This is a genomic window from Streptomyces sp. NPDC054841, assembly GCF_053611045.1.
The window spans coordinates 1-19,082 of the sequence record NZ_JBSGZO010000130.1 but is presented as its reverse complement, the minus strand read 5'-3'; the positions used below and the strand labels follow the sequence as shown (position 1 = coordinate 19,082).

General features: G+C 70.4%; 19 protein-coding genes and 1 pseudogene. 7 read left to right on the top strand and 13 right to left on the bottom strand.

Annotated features, from left to right (window positions below; all coding sequences use genetic code 11):
- Nucleotides 1–62: 62 nt before the first annotated feature.
- From ACWGI8_RS19150 to ACWGI8_RS19140, 3 genes are all read right to left on the bottom strand, one after another.
- The gene (locus ACWGI8_RS19150; protein ID WP_453662343.1) at nucleotides 63–1,910 is read right to left on the bottom strand and encodes a glycosyl hydrolase family 18 protein; all 1,848 of its coding nucleotides are present in this window, start codon (nucleotides 1,908–1,910) and stop codon (nucleotides 63–65) included.
- A 159-nt stretch (nucleotides 1,911–2,069) separates the two neighbouring features.
- Nucleotides 2,070–2,726 carry a response regulator gene (locus ACWGI8_RS19145; RefSeq protein ID WP_453662341.1) on the bottom strand — a complete coding sequence of 219 codons (657 nt, stop codon included), beginning with the start codon at nucleotides 2,724–2,726 and terminating at the stop codon, nucleotides 2,070–2,072.
- Complete coding sequence (locus ACWGI8_RS19140; RefSeq protein ID WP_453662340.1) at nucleotides 2,723–3,934, bottom strand: sensor histidine kinase; 1,212 nt, start codon at nucleotides 3,932–3,934, stop codon at nucleotides 2,723–2,725. Before ACWGI8_RS19140 ends, ACWGI8_RS19145 begins: the two co-directional genes overlap by 4 nt.
- A gap of 164 nt (nucleotides 3,935–4,098) precedes the next feature.
- Here ACWGI8_RS19140 and ACWGI8_RS19135 point away from each other — a divergent pair, with 164 nt between their 5' ends.
- The gene (locus ACWGI8_RS19135; RefSeq protein ID WP_453662339.1) at nucleotides 4,099–4,674 is read left to right on the top strand and encodes a hypothetical protein; all 576 of its coding nucleotides are present in this window, start codon (nucleotides 4,099–4,101) and stop codon (nucleotides 4,672–4,674) included.
- Here ACWGI8_RS19135 and ACWGI8_RS19130 read toward each other — a convergent pair.
- From ACWGI8_RS19130 to ACWGI8_RS19115, 4 genes and pseudogenes are all read right to left on the bottom strand, one after another.
- A pseudogene (locus ACWGI8_RS19130) lies at nucleotides 4,671–4,736 on the bottom strand (cob(I)yrinic acid a,c-diamide adenosyltransferase); the annotation flags it as partial. The gene ACWGI8_RS19135 and the pseudogene ACWGI8_RS19130 overlap by 4 nt on opposite strands.
- Nucleotides 4,737–4,795: 59 nt before the next feature.
- Nucleotides 4,796–5,368, bottom strand: coding sequence for a cob(I)yrinic acid a,c-diamide adenosyltransferase (locus tag ACWGI8_RS19125; protein WP_453662337.1), 573 nt, complete (start codon nucleotides 5,366–5,368; stop codon nucleotides 4,796–4,798).
- Between the two features lie 29 nt (nucleotides 5,369–5,397).
- Nucleotides 5,398–6,147, bottom strand: coding sequence for an ABC transporter permease (locus ACWGI8_RS19120; protein WP_453662335.1), 750 nt, complete (start codon nucleotides 6,145–6,147; stop codon nucleotides 5,398–5,400).
- Between the two features lie 9 nt (nucleotides 6,148–6,156).
- Nucleotides 6,157–6,939: an ABC transporter ATP-binding protein gene (locus ACWGI8_RS19115; protein ID WP_453662333.1), complete on the bottom strand. Its 783-nt coding sequence runs from the start codon at nucleotides 6,937–6,939 to the stop codon at nucleotides 6,157–6,159.
- Between the two features lie 81 nt (nucleotides 6,940–7,020).
- On the opposite strand from ACWGI8_RS19115, the gene ACWGI8_RS19110 reads away from it, so the two are divergent.
- The 4 genes from ACWGI8_RS19110 (at nucleotide 7,021) to ACWGI8_RS19095 (ending at nucleotide 12,001) form a co-directional block, all read left to right on the top strand.
- Nucleotides 7,021–7,659, top strand: coding sequence for a TetR/AcrR family transcriptional regulator (locus tag ACWGI8_RS19110; protein ID WP_453662331.1), 639 nt, complete (start codon nucleotides 7,021–7,023; stop codon nucleotides 7,657–7,659).
- A 128-nt stretch (nucleotides 7,660–7,787) separates the two neighbouring features.
- Entirely contained in the window at nucleotides 7,788–8,636 is an 849-nt protein-coding gene (locus ACWGI8_RS19105; protein ID WP_453662329.1) for a 3-hydroxyacyl-CoA dehydrogenase family protein, read from the top strand.
- Nucleotides 8,637–8,884: 248 nt separating this feature from the next.
- Nucleotides 8,885–9,208 carry an STAS domain-containing protein gene (locus ACWGI8_RS19100; RefSeq protein ID WP_453662327.1) on the top strand — a complete coding sequence of 108 codons (324 nt, stop codon included), beginning with the start codon at nucleotides 8,885–8,887 and terminating at the stop codon, nucleotides 9,206–9,208.
- A 210-nt stretch (nucleotides 9,209–9,418) separates the two neighbouring features.
- Nucleotides 9,419–12,001 carry an ATP-binding protein gene (locus ACWGI8_RS19095; protein ID WP_453662325.1) on the top strand — a complete coding sequence of 861 codons (2,583 nt, stop codon included), beginning with the start codon at nucleotides 9,419–9,421 and terminating at the stop codon, nucleotides 11,999–12,001.
- Nucleotides 12,002–12,075: 74 nt separating this feature from the next.
- Here the strand turns inward: ACWGI8_RS19095 and nucS are convergent, their stop codons facing one another.
- Nucleotides 12,076–12,738, bottom strand: coding sequence for an endonuclease NucS (nucS, locus tag ACWGI8_RS19090; RefSeq protein ID WP_453662324.1), 663 nt, complete (start codon nucleotides 12,736–12,738; stop codon nucleotides 12,076–12,078).
- Between the two features lie 283 nt (nucleotides 12,739–13,021).
- On the opposite strand from nucS, the gene ACWGI8_RS19085 reads away from it, so the two are divergent.
- Nucleotides 13,022–13,414, top strand: a complete 393-nt coding sequence (locus ACWGI8_RS19085; protein WP_453662322.1) for an SCO5389 family protein — start codon at nucleotides 13,022–13,024, stop codon at nucleotides 13,412–13,414.
- 128 nt (nucleotides 13,415–13,542) lie between these two features.
- Here ACWGI8_RS19085 and ACWGI8_RS19080 read toward each other — a convergent pair whose 3' ends face one another.
- Complete coding sequence (locus ACWGI8_RS19080; protein WP_453662320.1) at nucleotides 13,543–14,601, bottom strand: LLM class flavin-dependent oxidoreductase; 1,059 nt, start codon at nucleotides 14,599–14,601, stop codon at nucleotides 13,543–13,545.
- A 221-nt stretch (nucleotides 14,602–14,822) separates the two neighbouring features.
- Here ACWGI8_RS19080 and ACWGI8_RS19075 point away from each other — a divergent pair, with 221 nt between their 5' ends.
- On the top strand, nucleotides 14,823–15,152 hold the full coding sequence (locus ACWGI8_RS19075) for an ATP/GTP-binding protein (RefSeq protein WP_453662318.1): 330 nt from the start codon (nucleotides 14,823–14,825) through the stop codon (nucleotides 15,150–15,152).
- Nucleotides 15,153–15,173: 21 nt separating this feature from the next.
- Here ACWGI8_RS19075 and ACWGI8_RS19070 read toward each other — a convergent pair whose 3' ends face one another.
- The 4 genes from ACWGI8_RS19070 to ACWGI8_RS19055 form a co-directional block, all read right to left on the bottom strand.
- The gene (locus ACWGI8_RS19070; protein ID WP_453662316.1) at nucleotides 15,174–16,004 is read right to left on the bottom strand and encodes an ABC transporter permease subunit; all 831 of its coding nucleotides are present in this window, start codon (nucleotides 16,002–16,004) and stop codon (nucleotides 15,174–15,176) included.
- A complete protein-coding gene (locus ACWGI8_RS19065) occupies nucleotides 16,001–17,152 on the bottom strand; it encodes an ABC transporter ATP-binding protein (RefSeq protein ID WP_453662314.1) in 1,152 nt (383 codons plus the stop codon). Before ACWGI8_RS19065 ends, ACWGI8_RS19070 begins: the two co-directional genes overlap by 4 nt.
- Before the next feature lie 140 nt (nucleotides 17,153–17,292).
- On the bottom strand, nucleotides 17,293–18,072 hold the full coding sequence (locus tag ACWGI8_RS19060; RefSeq protein WP_453662313.1) for an ABC transporter permease: 780 nt from the start codon (nucleotides 18,070–18,072) through the stop codon (nucleotides 17,293–17,295).
- A 3-nt stretch (nucleotides 18,073–18,075) separates the two neighbouring features.
- The gene (locus tag ACWGI8_RS19055) at nucleotides 18,076–19,026 is read right to left on the bottom strand and encodes an ABC transporter ATP-binding protein (protein ID WP_453662312.1); all 951 of its coding nucleotides are present in this window, start codon (nucleotides 19,024–19,026) and stop codon (nucleotides 18,076–18,078) included.
- Nucleotides 19,027–19,082: the final 56 nt, after the last annotated feature.

Genomic DNA, 19,082 nt, shown 5'->3' with positions numbered 1-19,082 from the left:
CCGGCGCACTCCACCCGGCGGCCCCCCTCATCGCCCCCGCTGCCGTACCCGGCCGGTGGGTGTTATCCCAGGCCGCTGTTGATCGCGCTCACCAGCTCACCGTTCGCGGTGTCGCCGCTGAACTCCCAGAAGAACGCGCCTCCCAGACTCTGGTTCTTCGCCCAGCTCATCTTTCCGCCGATGGTCGACGGGGTGTCGTAGCTCCACCAGTTCGAGCCGCAGTGTGCGTACGCCGTACCCGCGACCGTGCCATTGGCCGGGCAGGAGTTCTTGAGGACCTTGTAGTCCTCGATGCCCTGCTCATAGGTGCCGGGGGCCGGGCCGGTCGCCGTGCCGCCTGGTGCCGACTGGGTCACGCCCGTCCAGCCGCGGCCGTAGAAGCCGATGCCGAGCAGCAGCTTCGCCGCCGGGACGCCCTTCGCCTTGAGCTTGGCGATCGCCTCGGCGGAGTTGAAGCCGGCCTGCGGGATGCCGGTGTACGACGTGAGCGGGGAGTGCGGAGCCGTCGGGCCCTGCGCCGCCCAGGCGCCGAAGAAGTCGTACGTCATCACGTTGTACCAGTCGGTGTACTGGGCCGCGCCCGCGTAGTCGGCCGCGTCGATCTTGCCGCCGCTGCTCGCGTCCGCCGTGATGGCGGCCGTGACCAGGTTGTTCGTACCGAACCTGGCGCGCATGGCCTGCATCAGGTTCTTGAAGGCGGCAGGTCCGCTGGTGTCGCAGGACAGACCGCAGGCGTTCGGGTACTCCCAGTCCAGGTCGACGCCGTCGAAGACGTCGGCCCAGCGAGGGTCCTCCACCAGGCGGTAGCAGGAGTCGGCGAAGGCGGTGGGGTTCGCCGCGGCCTGCGGGAAGCCGCCGGACCAGGTCCAGCCGCCGAAGGACCAGAGCACCTTGATGTTCGGGTACGCCTTCTTCAGCTTGCGCAGCTGGTTGAAGTTGCCGCGGAGGGCTCCGGCGTCCCAGGTGTCGGCGACTCCGTCGACGGACTGGTCGGCGGTGTACGCCTTGTCGTAGTCCGCATAGGCGTCGCCGATCGTGCACTGACCGTTCTGTACGTTGCCGAAGGCGTAGTTGATGTGGGTGATCTTCGACGCGGAGCCGGAGGTCACCAGGTTCTTCACGTGGTAGTTGCGGCCGTAGATGCCCCACTCGGTGAAGTAGCCCAGCTTGACCTTTCCGCCTCCGCCGCCGCCTCCGCCGCCGGTGGTGCGGACGGCGCGGGCGCCGCTGACCGGGCCCGTCTGGTCGGCGGTGTCACGGGCCTGGACGGTGTACGAGTAGTCCGTGCCGGCGGTCAGCCCGGTGTTGGTGTACGTGAGACCGGTGACCGTCGCGACCTTCGTACCGTCGCGGAGCACGTCGTAGTTCTTGATGCCCTTGTCGTCGGTGGCCGCGGTCCAGCTCAGCGTCACCGAGGTGTCGGTGATGTTGCTCGCGGACGGGGTGCCGGGGGCGGACGGCGGGTTGTCGCCGGGAATGGTGCCGCCGTCGCAGGAGCCGCCGTTGAGCTTGCAGTTGCTCGGGGAGCCGGGGCCCGCACCGTTGAAGCCGAAGGACACGGAGGCGCCGGGGGCGAGGGTGCCGTTCCAGCTCTTGTTCTTGGCGGTCCAGTGGGTGCCGGAGCTGGTGACGTCGGCGTCCCAGGCGGAGGTGACGGACGTGCCGGAGGGGAAGTCCCACTCGACGGTCCAGGAGGCGATCGAGGTGGTGCCGGTGTTCTTCACCGTCCACTTGCCCTCGAAGCCGGTGCCCCAGTCCTGGACCTTGGCGTAGGTCGCCGTCGCGGAGGTGGCCGCCTCGGCGGGGGTGGCGAGGCCGACCATCGCGGCCAGGGGGAGGAGCAGGGCGGTGAGTCCCGCCGTCGCTCTGGATCTGAGTCTGCTTCTGGTGCGGGGGGTACTCGTGCTCAAGGGGTGCTCCTCGAGTTGCGGACGGACAAATCGGGGGTCGGTCCGTGCAGCGCACTCCGCGGGGCTCACCGCGGCGTGCCGTGCGGTGAGAGTAGGAAGGTCTGGACCAATCGTCAATAGGTCCAGACCAAAGTCGAACGAGGGTGCGCCCGTGGTTCCTCAGATCCCCAACTCCTGGGCCAGGACGGCCGCTTGCACCCTGCTGCGCAGCTCCAGCTTCCCCAGCAGCCGGCTCACATGTGTCTTCACGGTCGCCTCCGCCATCTGCAGCCGCACCGCGATCTCGGCGTTCGACAGCCCTTGACCCAGACACGACAGCACCTCGCGCTCACGACGTGTCAGGGCGTCGAGCACAGTGGGGTCCGGCGCGTTCGCGGACCGTACGGGCTTCGGTGCCGCGAACTCCGCGATCAGCCTGCGGGTGACGGCCGGGGCGATCAGCCCCTCGCCGCGTGCGACCGTCCGCACCGCCTCGATCAGCTCCTTCGCGTCCGCGTTCTTCAGCAGAAAGCCCGCGGCCCCGGCGCGCAGCGCGCCGAAGACGTACTCGTCGAGGTCGAAGGTGGTCAGCACGAGGACGTCGCAGAGGCCCTCCGCGACCACCTGCCGGGTCGCGGAAACCCCGTCCAGACGGGGCATCTGCACATCCATGAGGACCAGATCCGGGCGCAGCTCCCGGGCCAGGCGCACCGCCTCCTCGCCGTCCGGGGCCTCCCCGACCACCTCGATGCCGGGGGCACTGCCCAGGATGAGGACCAGTCCGGCCCGCACGGCGCTCTGGTCCTCCGCGACCAGTACACGGATCACACCGCTCATGCCGAGGGCTCCTTGTCGTCCACCATGGGCAGCACTGCCCGCACCCGCCAGATCTTCGCCGGTCCGGCGAGCGGACCCGGCTCCGGCCCCGCCGCGAACTCCCCGTCCAGCAGTGCGATCCGTTCCCGCATGCCCACCAGCCCGGCGCCGGAACCCGGAGCGCGAGGCCCCGGCCGGCTGCCGTACGGGCTCGTCACCGACACCGTCAGCGCGTTCCCCGCCGCGCCCGCGAGACTCACCGCGACCTCACCCGGATCGGCGTGCTTCAACGCGTTCGTCAGCGACTCCTGCACGATCCGGTACGCCGCGAGCTCAACCGGCGCGGGCAGTGCGACGCCCTCCTCCCGGGCGTCGTCCAGCGTGAAGGTCAGCCCGCTCGCCCCGCCGTTGGTACGGGCCTGCGCGATCAGCGCGTCGAGGCCGGCGAGCGTCGGCGCGGTGGCCGGCTCGGCGTCACCGCTGCTGCTGTCCCGGAGCAGCCCGATCAGCCGGCGCATCTCCGCGAGGCCCTCCACGCTGTTCTCCCGGATGACCGTGAGCGCCTGCCGGGTGGTCGACGGCTTGTCGAGGGAGAGCGCGGCGGTGGAGTGGATGGCGATCGCCGACAGATGGTTGGCGACCATGTCGTGCAGCTCGCGGGCCATCCGGGCGCGCTCGGCGATGACCGCCTGCCTGCGGTCCATCTCGGCGAGCAGTGCGGTCTGCTCGGCCCTCAGCCGTGCCGCGTCGGCGGCCTCGCGGTGGTTGCGGACGAGCGCGCCGGTGGTGGCGGGCGCGAACGACACCAGCCCGGCGACCATCCCGATCAGCAGCGCGGCGGGCTCCCGGAACCATGCGAGGAACCCGACCGTCGCCGCGACCGTGACCAGTCCCGTCACGTACGGGATACGGCGGGCGGAGGCGGGCGTGCCGTACACGACGGCGGCGTACACGAGGTCCGTGAACATCAGGACCGTCGCCATGTTGCCCTTCGTGAGCTGGTCCACCACAACCGCGAGCGTGCCCACGACCAGCGCCGTCTGCGGCATGGTCCGCCGCAGCAGCTCCATGCAGGCCATCACGACCAGCGGCACCAGCGTCACCCAGGACGCGGAGAGCGGGCGGACGCCCGTGGTGGTGTGCAGCCCGAGCGACCACAGCAGTACGCCGCCGGCGAGTCCGGCGGCTGCGAAGAAGGCGTCTTGGCGGTGGGGGCGGGGGAACGTCACCGCTCCATCAAACACGGAGCCGGGGGCTCCGGTCCTCACCGTCCGGGCTGAGCCCGGGATACATCGAACGATGCAGTCACGGTTCGTCACTCACGACGACGATCCCGCGCTCCCCGGCGGCGATTCTGGATCGGGACGAAGAACAGGACGAAGGGAGAGACGCCGTGATCGTCACGCTGATCGTGATCTGCGAGATCGGTTTCTGGGTACTGCTGGCCGCCGGACTGGCCGTGCGCTATCTGCTGAGGATGCCGCGGACGGGCGCCGCGCTGCTGCTGTGCGAGCCGCTGCTGGAGGTCGTGCTGCTGGTCGCGACCGCGGTCGATCTCAAGAACGGCGCCGACCCGAGCGGGGTGCACGGTGTGGCCGCGCTCTACATCGGCTACACCGTCGGCCACGGCCACCGCACGGTGAAGTGGCTCGACGGGCATGCGGCGCACCGCCTCGGCGGGGCCCCGCCGCCGCCGAAGCCGCCGCGGTACGGGACGGCCCGGGCCCGCCACGAGGGGAGGATCTGGCTGGGCACGCTGGCCGCGGCGGCCGTCGCGACCGCGCTGCTGCAGATCGCGATCTGGTACGTGGGCGACGCGAGCCGGACCGGTGCGCTGGAGAGCTGGATGTACACGGCGTGGCGGACGGCGGGCATCCACGGCCTGGTCGCGCTCACGTACGCGATCTGGCCGAAGAAGGCACCGGCGCCCGCGAAGCCGGACCGCGAACCGGTCCGCGTGGAGCGCTAGCGTTCGCCGCCCGGCACCCAGAGCACGTCGCCGACCTCCTTGTTCGCGATCCTCGCGAGAATGCTGTGTCTCCCGGGGGTGACCCCCGGACCCCCGGCAGGGGGGTGTTGCCGCGGCCGTCTCAGCGCTCGCCGCCCGGCACCCAGAGCACGTCGCCGACCTCCTTGTTCGCGATCCTCGCGAGAATGAACAGCAGGTCCGACAGCCGGTTGAGATACGTCGCCGTCAGCGCGTTCATCGTCTCGCCGTGCACCTCCAGCGCCGCCCATGTGGAGCGCTCCGCGCGACGGACGACCGTGCACGCCTGGTGCAGCAGCGCCGCGCCCGGCGTGCCGCCCGGGAGGATGAAGGAGCGGAGCTTCTCCAGGTCCTCCAGGAAGCGGTCGCAGTCCGCCTCCAGCTTGTCGATGTACGACTGCTCCACCCGCAGCGGCGGGTACTCCGGGTTCTCGACGACCGGTGTGGACAGATCCGCGCCCACGTCGAAGAGATCGTTCTGGATCCGGACGAGGACCTTCACGACCTCCTCCGGCAGCTGCCCGAGCGCGACGGCCGTACCGATGACCGCGTTGGCCTCGTTGGCGTCGGCATACGCCGAGATCCGCAGGTCGGTCTTGGCGGTGCGGCTCATGTCGCCGAGCGCCGTGGTGCCCTTGTCGCCGGTGCGCGTGTAGATGCGCGTCAGATTGACCATGTGGCCAGCCTAGTTATGTGCCCGCTCCATCACGCGCCGGCCTTCCGGAAGACCCGTGTCCCCGCGGTCACGCCGAGCGCCGCGAAGCCGACGGCGGCCAGGACTCCGTACAGCATCGCCGTACCGCCGTAGTCGCCGACATACCCGGCCCGTACCGCGTCCACCAGGTAGCGGTACGGCATGAAGTGCGAGAGGACGTCCAGCCAGACCGGCGCCAGCGCCATCGGCAGCATCAGCCCGGACAGCAGCATCGACGGCATGGTCACCGCGTTGATGAGCGGCCCGAACTCCTGCGGTGTGGCGACCCTCATCGCCATCGCGTACGAGAGCGACGCGAGCCCGATCGTCAGTGCGCCGACGAAGGCGAAACCGATGAGGATGCCGCCGAGCGGCGCCCGCAGTCCCAGCACCGCCGCGGCCAGCACCAGCAGCACGGACTGGAGGACGAGGACCGCGGCATCGCGCAGCACCCGTCCCAGCAGCAGCGCCGGCCGGCTGACCGGGGTGACCCGCATCCGTTCGACGACGCCCGTCTGCTTCTCGACGATGATGCCGAACCCGGCGAACGACGCGCCGAACAGCACCAGCTGCAGCAGCAGTCCCGGCACCAGCACCTGCCAGGAGTCGCCCTGCGAGCCGAGCGGCAGACCGGTGAGCAGCGGCCCGAAGAAGAGCAGATACAGCAGCGGCATCAGCACGCCGAAGAGCATCTGGAACGTGGAGCGCAGTGTCTGGCGGGCGTACCGGCCGAAGACCAGCGCGGTGTCGTGCATCAGCACAGGGGGCTCCTAGACGGCGACGGGGGTGGTGTCCACCGGCGCGGGACCGCGTCCGGTGATGGCGAGGAAGGCGTCCTGGAGCGAGGCGTCCACCGACCCCGCGTGCCGCTCCTTCAGCGCGGCCGGGGTGCCCGTGGCGACGACGGAGCCCTTGTCGACGACGACGATCCGGTCGGACAGCTCGTCCGCCTCGTCGAGGTAGTGCGTGGTGAGGAAGACGGTGGTGCCGTGCTCGTCGCGCAGCCGGCGCACCAGCTGCCACAGATCGGCGCGGCTGCCCGGGTCGAGGCCGGTCGTCGGTTCGTCGAGGAAGAGCACCTCGGGCCGGTGGGTGAGCGCCATGGCGATGTCGAGCCGGCGCCGCTGGCCGCCGGAGAGCGCGGCGCACGGCCGGTCGAGGAGACCGGTGAGGTCCAGGTCGCGGGCCAACTGCTCGGCGCGGGCGGCCGCCTCGGCCCGGGAGAAGCGGTAGAACCGCGCCTGGGTCACGAGCTCTTCGCGCACCGTCACGGCCGGATCGACGCCGCCGGACTGGGCTACGTACCCGATCTTCTCGCGCACGCCCGCGGGGTCCGTCGTGAGGTCGCGGCCCGCGATGGTGGCGGTGCCGCCGGTGGGCGGCAGGAGCGTGGTGAGCATGCGCAGGGTCGTGGTCTTGCCCGCGCCGTTCGGTCCGAGGAAGCCGAGGATCTCGCCTCGCTCGGCGGTGAGGTCGATGCCGCGGACCGCGTCGACGGGTCCGCTCTTCGTGGTGAACGTCCGGGCCAGGCCGGAGGTCGTGATGACTGCCATGCCTCCAAGAAAAACAGAGGCACTGAAAATTTGCAATGACTCCAAAAATTAAGAAAGCCCAACGAGGGCTACGATGAACCCATGGCTGAGGGACTCAGGGAGCGGAAGAAGCGCCGGACCAGGCAGCACATCTCGGACGTGGCCACGGGTCTGTTCATGGAGCGCGGCTTCGACACGGTGACGATCGCGGAGATCGCGGAAGCCGCGGACGTCTCCGTCAACACCGTCTACAACTACTTCCCCGCCAAGGAGGACCTCTTCTTCGACCGCGAGACCGCCCTCGTCGACCGGCTCGCGCGCTGGGTCCGCGCGCGGGACGCGGGCGAGTCGGCGGCCGCGGCCGTGCTGCGCGAACTCCGTGCCGAGGTGGAGGCGGTCTCGCCGTCGGTCGGACTGCTGGACGGGTACGAGCGCTTCCTCCGCGTCATCCACGGCGCCCCCTCCCTCCAGTCCCGTGTCCTGACCTTCCAGCGGGAGATCGTCGACCGGCTGGCGCAGGCCCTGCGCGAGGAGACGGACGCCGCCCCCGGCGACGTGATGCCCGCCCTGATGGCCGGACAGATCAACTGGGTGTACGAGACCGTCATGGGCGCCATCGGCCGGGAGATGATGGCCGGTCGCCGGCCCGTCGAGGTCTCCCGCGAGGTGCTCGTTCTCATCGACGACATGGAGGATCTGCTCAGCGAGCGGGTCCTCGGCTATGCGGCACGGCTCACATGACGGCCCGTACCGGTGTGATGTCCGTCATCTGAGACGTGACGCGCATCTCTTCGCCGCCACAGGGCCGCTCACGACCGATAACCTCCGGCAGGGATACGACATGTAAACGTGTGTTAAGGGGTGCAGCAGTGGCCAGGAAGCTCGCCGTCATCGGGGCCGGACTCATGGGGTCCGGCATCGCGCAGGTCTCCGCCCAGGCGGGCTGGGACGTCGTGCTGCGTGACGTCACCGACGCGGCCCTGACCCGCGGCACCGACGGCATCAAGGCCTCGTACGAGAAGTTCGTCGCCAAGGGCAAGCTCGAAGCAGCCGATGCCGAGGCGGCCTTGGCACGCATCACCACGACCACCGACCTCGACGCCGTCGCCGACGCGGACATCGTCGTCGAGGCCGTCTTCGAGAAGCTCGAGGTCAAGCACGAGATCTTCCGCGCCCTCGACAAGCTCGTGCGGGACGAGGCGGTGCTCGCCTCCAACACCTCCGCCATCCCGATCACGAAGATCGCGGCCGTGACGGAGCGTCCGGAGCGCGTCGTCGGCGCGCACTTCTTCTCGCCCGTCCCGATGATGCAGCTGTGCGAGCTCGTCCGCGGCTACAAGACCAGCGACGAAACCCTCGCCACCACCCGCGAGTTCGCCGAGTCCGTCGGCAAGACCTGCATCGTCGTCAACCGTGACGTCGCGGGCTTCGTCACCACCCGCCTGATCTCGGCGCTCATCGTCGAGGCCGCCAAGCTGTACGAATCGGGCGTCGCGACCGCCGAGGACATCGACATCGCCTGCAAGCTCGGCTTCGGCCACGCCATGGGCCCCCTCGCCACCGCCGACCTGACGGGTGTCGACATCCTGCTGCACGCCACCAGCAACATCTACACCGAGTCGCAGGACGAGAAGTTCGCACCGCCGGAGCTGATGCGCCGGATGGTTGACGCCGGTGACATCGGCCGCAAGAGCGGGCAGGGCTTCTACAAGCACTGACCGCGCACCGACCGCACGAGCCTGCGCATCATCACCCCTCAGGGTGAATTCGGTATCGGTTCGCTTACAGGCGGCAACTTCTCTGTCCGTACGGCAGTCAGTTGTTGCAAAAGAAGTACGCGACAGAACCGCAGTGGAACCACGCAGGACCAGCAGGACCAGCAGGACCAGCAGGACCAGCAGGACCAGCAGTCGGACGCAGACAGAGCAGACAGACCTGACGGAGAAAGCACTCTCGGGGAGCGCATATGTACATCAGGGGCGACCACGCCGGGCTGGTCGTCGAGGGCCGCCTCGACGTCCGCAGCGCGGCGGACGCCCGTACGGTCCTGCACTCGGCCGTCGACGACGGAGTCGGCGACCTGGTGCTCGACCTGACCGATCTGGACTCCTGGGACGCCACCGGACTCGGGGTCATCATGGGGGCGCACCGACGGGCCGGCCGCTGCGGCCGGCGGCTCGTCCTGCGCGGCGTACCGCCCCAGATGCAGCGCCTCCTGGTGGCTACCCGGCTCCACCGAATCCTGGCCATCGAGGGCGGAATCGCCGCAGAGTCCCTGCCTCGGGTCTGACCGGGCAGGGCGCACAATCCTCACGAGACCGTGATGTCCTGGGCGGCCCGGCACCCCGACTGTTCCCGGATACTGAGCGAAGGTCTAGGGTTCGGTCGCCTGCCGATTCACAGACCCATCACGGCGGGCACCGGACCAGACGCGACAGCGGAGCGTGCAGACAGGCCGGGAGGGGCTTCCGCACGAGACGCCATCTGGGGGGCTTTGACCATGGACCCGATGAACCGGGGGCCGGAAGAGTACGGCCACGACAACAACCGCCTCGACGACGACGGCAGCGCGCAGCGACCGCAGCGCGACGCGGTGACTCCCGACTTCGGGCAGAAGACACCCGCGCTCGCCCGCACCGTCCGGCTCGTCTCCGGTGACTTCCTGCTCACCGTAAACCCCGTCGACGGCAGTGAGATAGAGCCCTGCCGGCCCGGGGAACAGCCGGCCCGACCGGTCCGGCACAGTGCCGAGGTGCGCGAGGAGCGTCGGCGTGCCGCCCAGCCGCCGGTGCCGCCCGGCCCCGCTGCGCCCCCGCTGCCGCTGCTCGAGCGCCACGAGGAACGCGAGCGGCTGGTACGGCTGCTGGGACGCGGCCGGTCGGTCCGGCTCACCGGGCCCGCGGGCTCCGGGCGCACGGCCCTGCTCGACGCCGTCGCCGCAGACTGCGCGGACCTCGCACCCGACGGAGTCGTCCGCCTCTCCGGCTACCACCGCACGCCGACCGAGCTGCTGTACGAACTCTTCGCCGCCGTTCACAGCGCGCCGCTGCACCGCCCCGACCGGGCCGGACTGCTCGAGTTCGTCCGTGACATCGGTGCCGTGGTCGTCCTCGACGACCTGGAGTCCGGCGGCAGCGCGCTGGACGAGCTCCTCGACGCCACCCCCGAGTGCGCCTTCCTGCTCGCCGCGACACCCGACGTCGCGGCACCCTCGGCCGACTCCCACCTCGAAGAGGTGTTCCTCTCCGGGCTCAGCCGCAGCGCCGCCCTGGAGCTGCTGGAGCAGGCCGTGGACCGGTCGCTCACCGACGACGAGGCGAACTGGGCGGGGGACCTCTGGTTCGAGTCGGAGGGTCTGCCGCTGCGCTTCGTCCAGGCGGGCGCACTGCTGCGGCAGCGCGACGCGCTCCGCGCCGTGCCCGACGGACCGGACGACGACGAAGACGCCGCGGACAACGTGTTCGCCGACGGCCATGACGTACCGCTGCCGACGCTGGGCGAGGGCGCCGCGCCCGCCGCGCTGCTCGCCTCCCGGCTCAGCGAATCGGCCCGTGACACCCTCCGGTTCGCCGTCGCGCTCGGCGGCGAGGTCCCGCACCAGGCGCATCTGCCCGCCCTCGTCGGGGACACCCACGCGGACGCCGCACTCGGCGAACTGACCAGCTGCGCCCTGCTCACCCCCGTCGGTTCCCGCTACCGGCTGGCGGCGGGCGTCGCGGCCCAGCTGGAAGCCATCGGCTACGGCGAGGGCGCCGTGGCCCGCGCCCACACCGCCGCCCAGCACTACGCCTGGTGGGCCGGCCACCCCTCGGTGGCGCCCGAGCGGGCGGCGACCGAGGCCGACGCGATCCTCGCGGCGATGAGCGCGCTGGTGCCGGGCGACGAGGCAGGACACTCCAGCGCCGCCGTGCTGCTCGCCCGCAGCGCCGCGCCCGCGTTCGCCGCCGGACTGCACTGGGGCGCCTGGGAGCGCACGCTGCGGACCGGCCAGGAGGCGGCCAGGATCTCCGGTGAGGTCGCCGAAGAGGCGTACTTCCACCATGAGCTGGGCGTGCTCGCGCTGTGCGCCGGGAACCTGGACCGGGCCCGCGCCGAACTGGAGGCGTCCATCGGCATGCGCGGCGCGCTCGCCGACAAGAGCGGTACGGTCGCCGGCCGGCGGGCGCTCGCCCTCGTGGCCGACCGCGCGGGCGGCCACGTGCCCGGGGGGCGCACCCCGGCGGGCGAGGAAGTCCCGGCCGCGCGCCACGAGGAGTCGGCGTCCCCGCCCAGGGGCGTCCCGGCCGCCCTGCAAACGGCCGAGACGCTGGTCACCCGTCAGGAGACCCCGTCGCCGTCCCTGGCCGAGCGTGCCCGCCGCACGATTCTCACCGGCACCCGCCGCAACCTGGTCGCGGCCGGCGCGGGTGCGCTGCTGGCCGCCGTCCTCGGCACGGTGGTGACGCTGGGGGCGACCTCCGGCAACGAGGATCCCGCGGACCGCGTCACCAACGAACAGTCGGCGAACGAGGACGACGGAGGCGACGGCCTCAACGCGGACGAACCGGCGGACGACTCCACCCGCCGCCCCGACGGCACGACCGGCGGCTCCACGTCGGGCACGCCCGGCACCGCCCAGCCGGGCGAGAGCAGTTCTGCGGGCGACCCGTCGACGCCGGGTGGCGAACCGTCGACCACCGGCGGGGGATCGGGCACGACGGGTTCGACGACCGGTGGCACGTCCACGACCGGCGGCGGAAGTTCCTCGCCGACCACCACCGGCGGCAGCTCGTCGCCGAGCACGGGCGGCACCAGCTCTCCCACGACGGGCGGCAGCAGCACGCCGACGACGGGCGGAAGTTCCTCGCCGACGACGGGCGGCAGCAGTTCACCCACCACGGGGGGCAGTTCGTCCCCGACCACGGGTGGCAGCAGCTCTCCCACGACGGGCGGCAGCACGGACGGCGGCACGACGTCGACCGGCACGGACAGCAGCGGTACGACCACCAGCGGTACGGACAGCGGCGGTACGGACAGCGGCGACACCACGGGTGGCACCAGCCCCAGCAGCAGCCAGGCGCAGCCGAGCGGCTCGGCGTCCTGACGGTCCTGACGGTTTTGACGTCCTGATGGGGGTGTGTGGGGGCGCCGGCCCCGCACACGCCCCCTCGGACAGCCTCAGAACAGGCGCAGCTTGTCGTCCTCGATGCCGCGCAGGGCGTCGTAGTCCAGCACCACGCACCCGATGCCGCGGTCCGTCGCCAGGACGCGGGCCTGGGGCTTGATCTCCTGTGCCGCGAAGACGCCGCGGACCGGGGCCAGATGCGGGTCGCGGTTCAGCAGCTCCAGATAGCGGGTGAGCTGCTCGACACCGTCGATCTCGCCACGCCGCTTGATCTCCACCGCCACCGTCGCCCCGTCGGAGTCCCGGCACAGGATGTCGACCGGGCCGATGGCCGTGGGGTACTCGCGGCGGATCAGACTGTAGCCCTCGCCGAGTGTCTCGATCCGGTCCGCGAGGAGCTCCTGGAGATGCGCTTCCACGCCGTCCTTGATGAGGCCCGGGTCCACACCCAGCTCGTGCGACGAGTCATGGAGGATCTCCTCCATGGTGATGATCAGTTTCTCGCCTGCTTTGTTGACGACCGTCCACACGCTGTCGTCGCCCTCCTTCAGCGTGCACGGAGGCGACATCCAGTTGAGCGGTTTGTACGCCCGGTCGTCCGCGTGGATGGAGACACTGCCGTCTGCCTTGACCAGGATCAGACGGGGGGCGGTGGGCAGGTGGGCGGTGAGCCGGCCGGCGTAGTCCACGGAGCAGCGGGCGATGACGAGACGCATGGTGCGCAACGCTACTCGACCGGGCCCCGCCCGCGCGATTCGCGGACCTTCGCCCAACGCCGCCCCTGGCCTGGACCCTCCGGCTCGCCCCTCTTGTCCCCTTCGTAATTGGCCGGTTGTGTTCCCATTCTCCTGGTGCGGACCAGACAGCGCCCCTAACGTGGAAGCAGGAGGTCGCCGGTCGTGCACGCTGCGTCGTCGGGAGCGGCGTACTCAGTCGTGCGCCGTCGCCTCCTTCCCTGCCCGTAAGACCTCGTTCATCGGGGTCGCGAGAGGAGAACCCATGTCGCTCGACGTCTCACCGGCGCTGTTGGAACAGGCCGAGCGAGGCGAGGTCGACGAAGCTGCATTCGTCGACTGCGTCCGGACCTCCCTGCCCTATGCATGGGAGATGGTCAGTTCTCTGGTGGCCCAGCTGAAGGTGGACGGCGGTCAGTTCGCCGACAACCAGACGCCGCCGCCGGACGAGCAGGCACGCGGTCAGCTGTTGCGCGCGCTCGCGAGTGACGCCATCCGGGGTGCGCTGCAGCGGCACTTCGGAGTACGACTCGCTTTCCAGAACTGCCACCGCGTCGCGGTGTTCCCACTGGACCCCTCGGTGGACGAGCGGCTCGCCCGCTTCACTTCCGTAAGGGCCCAGCTGCTCAACCAGTCGCCCGAACTGCGCGACTGCTGATGCCTTTGCTGCCGCTCCGCACCGCGGGAGGCTTCATGCACGCCGGAGCGGCAGCATCTTCCGGACGACGGGCCGGTGGAGGAGTGCGGGCCGGACGGAAGTGCGGCCCGCAAGCTCACCCCGCCCGCTCAGCGGAGCAGCGGCAGCACGTCGGAACCCAGCCGCTGCACGTTCTCCTCCGTGGCCGCCAGATCGCCGGAGCCCTCGGCCAGCAGGGCGAAGCGCGTGATGCCGGTGCGCTCCGAGGTCGCGGCGAGCCGGTCGGCCGCCAGCCGCGGCGGGCCCACCGGATGCAGCCCGCACAACAGCTCCGTGTACGCCACGGGATCGCGCATCGAGCGCTGCCTGCCGTCGACCGTGACATGGGCGTCCAGCCCCTGCTTGAGCCATCCGGGCATGGCCTTGACCAGAGTCTCCTCCGCCGCCGCACGACTGTCCGCGATCTGCGCGACACCGGCCGACACATGGCCCGCGCGCGCGACCGTCTCCGGCGCCCGGCCCGCGGCGAGGGCGTGCCTGCGCCACAGGGCGACCATCTCCGCCTTCTCCTCGTCGCCGCAGTGCATCCCGAGGAGCATGGGCAGTCCGCGCTCGGCCGCCAGCCGCACGCTCGCGGGCGAGGTGCACGCCACGACCACCTCCGGACCCTCGGGACCGTCCGGATCCCCGGGACCTTCGCCGTTGCCGCAGAGCAGCTCGTCCGGCCGTGGTACGACGGGGACTTCACGGAAAGTGAATCGTTCCCCCTCGGCCGAGACACGGGGGTCGCGCAGCCAACGCAGCAGCAGATCCAGCGATTCGGGGAAGCCCTTCTCGTACGCCGCGAGACCGGATCCGAAGACCTCCAGATCGACCCAGGGTCCGCCACGGCCCACACCGAGGGAGAACCGCCCCCCGGAGGTGAGGTGCAGCAGCGCCGCCTGCTCGCCGAGTGCGACGGGGTGGGCGGTGGGCAGCACACTCACGGCCGTGCCCACCCGGATCCGCTCCGTGCGGCCGAGCAGCAGCGCGGCCAGAGTCACCGCCGACGGGCACACCCCGTACGGCACGAAGTGGTGCTCGGCGAGCCAGACCGAGTCGAGACCGGCCGCCTCCGCGGCCTCCGCGGACCGCACCGCCCGGTGCAGTGCCTCCCCTTGGCCCTGGCCCGGGAACTGGGCGGCCAGTACAAAAGCTCCAACGCGCATCGCCTTTTGCCTCCTTGCGGCCGACGCGGCACTCCCCCCACACAGGCAACAACGTCTGACACGTGCCAAAGGCACGGCCACTCGTGAAATTGTTGCGATTTTCCGGTAACTGGCCCCTGTGGGTGGCCCGGTCCGGCGCCGTGCAGGACGTGTACCCACAGCGGCGGACCGTAGGCTGGAAGGGAACTGTCCGGTCTGCCCAGTGCTCAGCGAGGTGTCACGTGTCCCCGCGCCGAAACCGCCCTCGCGGCGGCGAGAAGCCGTCCGACCCCGCAGGCGAGGCGGGCGACCGTTACGGCGGGGTGCAGCGGACCGAGAGCTGGCAGGGCGAGGAGTGGTCCGTACGCCATGTCGCCGGGGCGAACACCGTCGGCAAGCGGTACCGCTGCCCCGGCTGCGACCAGGAGATCCCCTCCGGGACGCCGCATGTGGTGGCCTGGCCGGAGTACGGCGGCGTGGACGACCGGCGGCACTGGCACAAGGCGTGCTGGAACGCGAAGGACCGCCGCACCACGCGGGTGCAGCGGTCCCGTAACGCACCTCGGCACTGAGTACCGAACAGGCTCAGACGCTCATACGTCGCGTTTGGCGAGGGAGAGGAACGCTCCGGTCATCGCGACGGCCGTGGCCGCCAGCATGATCCACAGCGGATCCCAGCCGGTCGGGCCGGACTCGGTCACCGGAGTGCTGTAGAGCACGCCCAGCTGGCTCGGGATCGAGTACTCGAGGAGCGCTTCCCGCACCTCCCCCAGCGACGGCGAGAACATGAACAGCGCCAGCACCAGCGGCAGCAGCACCAGACCGATCATGATGGTGATGGCGCCCGCCGAGTGCCGGATCAGTGCGCCGACGGCGAGCGACAGCAGGCCGAGCAGGGCGACGTAGAGACCGATGCCGACCGTCGCGTGGAACCAGTCCTCGCCGGTGGTGACGCCGCCGTCCACGATCGAGGTCTGCAGGGCGCCGACGATGCCGGCGGTCACCGTCGTGATCACGAAGACCAGCCCGAAGAAGACGATCGCCTTCGCGGTCAGCACCCGGGCGCGGCTCGGGCACGCGGTCAGGGTCGTACGGATCATTCCGGTGCCGTACTCGGACGCGATGGTCAGCACGCCGAGCGTGATCACACAGATCGAGCCGAGCAGTACGCCGAAGAAGCCGAGGCCGAGAACGGACTCCTCGCCCAGCTCGGCGTCGGAGGAGGCCACGGCGAAGGCGGAGAGCAGGCCGATGGCCACCATCAGCACGATCATCACGCCGAGCGTCCACATGGTGGACCGGACCGACCGGATCTTCGTCCACTCGGAGGCGAGCGCATCACCGAGGTGCGCCGCCCGCACGGGAATCGGGGAGCTGTACGTGCCCTGCGGGTACGCGCCCTGCTGCTGGTACGGGGTCGTCATCGGGCGTCCTCGTTGTTGCTCTTGGTCAGGTCTGCGGGGGCGGGAGCGGCGGCGGCCGGGGGAGCGACCGGTGCGCCGCCCGGGGGAGCGGCCGGGGCCGGGGGAGTCGCGTACGGGTTCTGTCCGGGCGGCGGCGGGGCGTACCAGCCCTGCTGCGGCACCTCGGGGACGACCGGCTGCGGCGGCACGTACCCCATCGGCTGCTGCTGCATCAGACCGGCCTTCTGGTCCTCCGTCGAGCGGTAGTCGACGGCGCCCTGCGTCATCCGCATGTACGCCTCCTCCAGGGAGGCCTGGTGCGGCGACAGCTCCCACAGCCGCACATCGGCGTCGTGCGCCAGATCACTGATCGCCGGCAGCGCCAGACCGGTCACCCGCAGGGCCCCGTCCGGCTCGGGCATGACCTGCCCGCCGGCCTCGGTGAGGACGGTGGTCAGCTTCTCCCGCTGCTGCGGCTCGGTCTGCGGCGTACGCACCCGCGCGAAGTCCGCCGAGTTGTGCGAGATGAAGTCCTTGACGCTCATGTCCGCGAGCAGCTGACCGCGCCCGATCACGATCAAGTGGTCGGCGGTGAGGGCCATTTCGCTCATCAGGTGCGAGGAGACGAAAACGGTACGGCCCTCGGCGGCCAGCTGCTTCATCAGATTGCGCACCCAGAGGATGCCCTCGGGGTCGAGACCGTTCACCGGCTCGTCGAAGAGCAGCACCTGCGGGTCGCCGAGCAGCGCGGCCGCGATGCCGAGCCGCTGCCCCATGCCCAGCGAGAAGCCCTTGGAACGCCGCTTGGCGACGTCCTGCAGACCGACCACGCCGAGGACCTCGTCGACCCGGCGGGCTGGAATGCCGGACAGCTGGGCGAGGGAGAGCAGATGGTTCCGTGCGCTCCGGCCGCCGTGCACGGCCTTGGCGTCGAGCAGTGCGCCGACCTGTCGGGGTGCGTTGGGCAGCTTCTGGAAGGGGTAGCCGCCGATCGTGACATGGCCGGAAGTCGGCTGGTCCAGTCCGAGGATCATGCGCATGGTCGTCGACTTGCCGGAGCCGTTGGGCCCGAGGAAGCCGGTGACGGCTCCGGGCCGTACCTGGAAGGAAAGGTTGTACACGGCCGTCTTGGCGCCGTAGCGCTTCGTCAGGCCGACTGCCTCGATCATTGTCCAGCCCCATCGACAGTTCAGGTCATCGGGGCACGGACCGGACATGGCCACAGGCCCCCCGTAAGAGTTAGGAGGATATCCAGGCCTTGACGGTTCCGGCCAAGCCCCGGAAGTCCGTCACATCGACGCGCGACCCGTCATGCGTCCCGCTCCTTGAGGACCAGGAAGCCGCCCAGCAGTGCCGCCGCGACCCAGATCAGCATGATCCCGAGCCCGCCCCACGGGCCGTAGGGAGCCGGTTCGCTGTTCATCGCCTCCGGGACCACCTGCATGATCTTCGAACCGGCCTGGTCCGGGAAGTAGCGGGCGACGTCCTTCGCGTACGGCACCGCCGACAGGATCTGGGAGACCAGGAAGAAGAACGGCATCAGGATGCCGAGCGACAGGATCGAACTGCGCAGCATCGCCGCGACACCCATCGAGAAGACCGCGATGAGGCCCATGTAGAGGCCGCCGCCGATCACCGCACGCAGCACGTTCTCCTCGGTGATCGAGGTGCGGTGGTCGCCGAGCAGTGCCTGGCCGAGGAAGAAGCTGAGGAAGCTCGTCGCCATCCCCACCACCAGCGCCAGTACCCCGGCCACCAGGATCTTGCCGAAGAGGAACGTGGCGCGCTGCGGGACGGCGGCGAGCGAGGTCCGGATCATTCCGCTGCTGTATTCCGTACCGACGACGAGGACGCCGAAGACGACCATCGCCAGCTGGCCGAGCACCATCCCGGAGAAGCTGATGAGCGTCGGGTCGAACGTGGCCTGCTCGGCGGCCGGAAGATCGTCGAAGGTCGAGGCCAGCAGCGCGCAGAGCAGTCCGCCGACGGCGACCGTCACGACGAAGGCGCTCACGAGCGTCCATGTGGTGGAGGCGACCGTGCGGATCTTGGTCCACTCGGACCGGAGGACGGCGGGTACCGAGGCCATGGGTCAGGCTCCCTCGTTGCGCGGGGCCCACTGGGGGCCGTGACCGGCGGTGGAGTGTGCGTGGTACTCCACCGCGCCTGCCGTCATCTGCATGAACGCCTCCTCCAGCGAGGCGCGCTGGGAGCTCAGTTCATGCAGCACGATCCGGTGCTGCGCGGCCAGCTCGCCGAGCTGCTCGGTGGTGGCGCCGTCGATCTCCAGCGTCCCGTTGCCCGCCTCGATGGCCGTCAGGCCCGATTCGTGGAGTATGTCGCGCAGCCGCTCCCGCTGCGGCGAGCGGAGCCGTACATAACTGCGCGAGTTCTGATGAATGAAATCAGCCATCGAGGTATCGGCCAGCAGCTTGCCCTGCCCGATCACGATCAAGTGATCGGCGGTGAGGGCCATTTCGCTCATCAGATGCGAGGAAACGAAGATCGTCCGGCCTTCGGCGGCGAGGGTCTTCATAAGATTGCGGATCCAGTGAATTCCTTCGGGATCCAGCCCGTTGACCGGCTCGTCGAACATCAGGATCTCCGGATCGCCCAGCAGCGCGTAGGCGATTCCCAGCCGCTGGCTCATACCGAGCGAAAATCCCTTGGACTTCTGCCTCGCCACCGGCGTCAGCCCGACCACGTCGAGAACCTCGGCCACCCGGCTCTCCGGGATCCGGTTCGCCTGGGCGAGGCAGAGCAGATTGTTGTAGGCGCTGCGGCCGCCGTGCATCGCCTTGGCGTCCAGCAGTGCGCCGATGTACTTGAGCGGCTCCTGAAGGTCCCGGTAGTGCTTGCCGTCGATCCGGACGGTCCCGCTCGTGGGGTTGTCCAGATCGAGCATCATGCGCATCGTCGTCGACTTGCCCGCGCCGTTGGGCCCGAGGAAGCCGGTCACCACACCCGGCCGGACCTGAAAGGACAGATGGTCGACGGCGACCTTCGTGCCGAAGTGCTTGGTGAGACCTTCGAGCTCGATCATGCGTTCACGCTACGTGCGGGGGGTGTCCTCTGCCACCGCTTTCGGTGACCGGGGGC